The following is a 3,253-nucleotide window of genomic DNA, read 5'->3' on the forward strand; positions in this document are numbered from 1 at the left end:
CAAGAACTTCCAGCTGAACGACAATCAGGCGACGGGCGGCTTCGTCGGGCCCACGGTCGCGAACTTCAATCTGCTGGCGCCGAACTACGGCTCGCCGACGGTCGCGGTGACGCCCTATCTCGTCAATTACAACGTCTTCCAGCAGACCGGCATCTACGCTCAGGATCAGATCAAGCTCACCCCCGAGCTGACCCTGGTGCTCTCGGGCCGCGGCGATTTCACCTCGAACGAGGTCAACAACCTGCTCGCCAGCACGACGACCCGCCAGAACGCCAATGCGGGCAGCCAGCGCTACGGCCTGATCTACAACTTCGATTTCGGGCTCGCGCCCTATGTCAGCTACGCGAGCTTCTTCAACCCGCAGGTCGGGACGAACTTCTTCAGCCAGCCCTTCAAGCCGACCACCGGCGACCAGTACGAGGTCGGCGTGAAGTACCAGCCGCCGGGCACCGAGGCCTTCCTGACCTTGGCCGCCTTCGACCTGACGCTGGCCAACTCGCTGACCATTGACCCGAACAACACCCTCAACCAGCTCCAGCTCGGCGAGACGCGCTCGCGCGGCTTCGAGGCGCAGTTCGTGGCCAATCTCACGCGGGACCTGAACGTCACCGCCTCGTTCACGAGCTTCAACATCGAGATCACCCGCGGCGATGTCGGTGTGGTCGGCAAGGCGCCGACGGCCACGCCCGAGACCCTGGCGACCCTGTTCGCGGATTACACGATCCCGACGGGCCCCTGGGCGGGCTTCGGCTTCGGCGGCGGCGCGCGCTATGTCGGGCGCTCCTTCGCGGACGTGAACAACACGCTGACTGTGCCCGAGCGCGTCCTGTTCGACGCCGTGGTGCACTACAATTCCGGCAACTGGCGCTTCGCGGTGAACGCCCAGAACCTCGCCGACAAGCGCTATGTCAGCGTCTGCCAATCCGCCAATGCCTGCTTCTACGGCGAGGCCCGCCGCGTCATCGCCAGCCTGAGCTACAAGTGGTGAGGGCAGGAACCCGGGCGACCGGCTGAAACCGGTCGCCCGCCAGGCGGTCCCGCTTGAGATCCTTCTTGGCAATCCGTCTTGGGAGACGCGCTCCGGCGCTTCACGCCCGTCCGCCGCGCGGGCGGCGGCGAATGTCGAGACCGAAGCTCGGGTCACGCTGGCCCGGGCCGGGCAGCAGACCGGCGATCTGCCGCGGGGACGCACCGAAGGCGATACAGAGCCAGCAGGTAGCGGCCCAACCGGTGACCGAACGCGAAATCAACTTGCTCAATGACGGAAGCCTCCCTGGTTCACACCCCCTATACGCGCGCGCCTTACAGGGGTTACGGCTTGGCGCGGGCGGACGTGCTCGCGCGCACGTGCGGTGCGCGCCGGGAGAGGCCGGATCCCGGGCGGGCGTCCGGCCACCGGCCGGACCGGGTCGCGATCACGCAGACGGGTGCCGTCAGACGACCCGGAGGTTGGGTCCGGAGCGCCGCAGCACGCGGATTCTGGCTGCGGCCGGAACTGGCCGAGGACGCGATGGCCGTCCTGGGCCAGGCGTGGCGCGCGCGTCCAGCGGAAGTCCGATCGGGGCCGGCCTGAAGACGGGGGGAGCCGGCGCGGTCGCCGAAGGTCAGGGATTCGTGCCGGCGACCCGGATTCCGGCCGAGACGAACGCGGACCCGTCAGGCCGGACCTTCCGCGCCGTCCTGTCGGGGAGGCGCACCGGCAACCGTCAATCGTGTCCGGGACGACGAAGGGTCCAGAACAGTGAGCCGGTGGTGGCCGCAAGGGCGGTCACGTAGACGCAGAAGACGACCGCTTCGGACATCCGGCCGCTCTCCTGTGGCGGGCACATCCCCCGTCAGGGTGAACCGGATCCGCCGGCGCGTGTTCCCGGAACAGGGAGGGAATTCCGGGAGGCAGGACGGGCCCCTCCTGACCGGATTGTCCGCATCGCCTCGACGCGGACAGGGGGCGAATCTCCGGTATGCCCTCCGGTTCTGAACTGCAGATGGCGTTCAATCTCAGAAATCCACTTACGCGTGCCGCGTTATCCGACGGATAAGTTTCATCTGACTAAGATCGCCGGACTGAGTTCGTCGCTGAGCATATCGGCGGCGGCCGCCTACGGGGATTGCGGTGCACAATTTCCTCCTGCTGACGGACACGCCCGCCCGTGGCCAGCGTCTCGCCCGCGGCTTGAGCCCGCTGGGCTTGGCGCTGGTCATCGACCTGCTCGATCCCGGTCAGGACCGCCTCCGGCCCGATCCCGCCACGGTCCGGGCGGTGATCAGCGACATCTCCTTCGCGACCTCGTCGCCGATCGCCGGCCTCAGGCGGCATCTCGACCGTCTCGCCGGCCGCCGGCCGCCTTTCATCTGCCTGTTGCACGAGGACACGCCCCGCGGCCACGCTCAGGCCGAGGCTCTCGGCGCCACCCGGACCCTCCGGGCGGACCAGGCCGACCGGCTTCTGATCAGCACCCTGTCGCGCCTCACCGAGCCTGCGGAGGCTGAGACGCGTCCGGATGCGGGCTTGCGCGACGCTCCCGTCCTGCCCCCGATCGCGGAGGAGATCGCGCAGGCGGACGCGGCCCTGACGCGCATCTTCGATCTCGGCCGCTCGGGCGGCGCGATCAAGCCCGGCCTGATCACGGCCGGCGCGGACCTGATCGAGCGGGCCATGCGCAGGTCCGACGTGCGCGCCTGGCTCGACGTGGTCTGGCGCTTCGACGACGCCACGCATCAGCACTGCCTGCTGGTGGCCGGCCTCGCGGCCGGGTTCGCCAAGCATCTCGGGTTGCGGCAGGCCGATTGCCAGCAACTCACGCAGGCGGCCCTCCTGCACGACGTCGGCAAGTCCCGCACCCCGATCGCGATCCTCAACAAGCCCGGGCGCCTGGATGCGGAGGAATTGGCCATCATGCGCGAGCACCCGGTCGTGGGGCACCGGATGCTGCGCGATCAGGGCTACCCGGAGGCGATGCTCGCCGTGGTGCGCTCGCACCACGAGGCGCTGGACGGCTCCGGTTATCCGGACGGATTGCAGGGCGGCGAGATCCCCGATCTCGTGCGCCTCGTCACCATTTGCGACATCTTCGGAGCCCTGATCGAGCGGCGGCCCTACAAGGCCCCGATGGCCGGAGCCCAGGCCTTCGCGATCCTCGAGAGCATGGGAGGCAAGCTCGACCGGGATCTGCTCCGGGCTTTCCGGCCGATTGCGGACGCGACCGGGGATGGGCCGCTCCGGGCCTTCGCGTGAGCGGCTTTGCGGCCACCG

At 68.9% G+C, this 3,253-nt stretch carries 2 protein-coding genes; both read left to right on the plus strand.

Features of this window, described 5'->3' with window-relative positions:
• Positions 1-988: TonB-dependent siderophore receptor (locus F6X53_RS33570; protein ID WP_244965645.1), on the plus strand; the 988-nt coding region annotated here is incomplete at its 5' end.
• Positions 989-2,113: 1,125 nt separating this feature from the next.
• Entirely contained in the window at positions 2,114-3,235 is a 1,122-nt protein-coding gene (locus F6X53_RS31780) for an HD-GYP domain-containing protein (RefSeq protein WP_151005895.1), read from the plus strand.
• Positions 3,236-3,253 lie beyond the last annotated feature (18 nt).

It is taken from the genome of Methylobacterium soli (genome assembly GCF_008806385.1).
In the GTDB taxonomy this organism is placed as follows: domain Bacteria; phylum Pseudomonadota; class Alphaproteobacteria; order Rhizobiales; family Beijerinckiaceae; genus Methylobacterium; species Methylobacterium soli.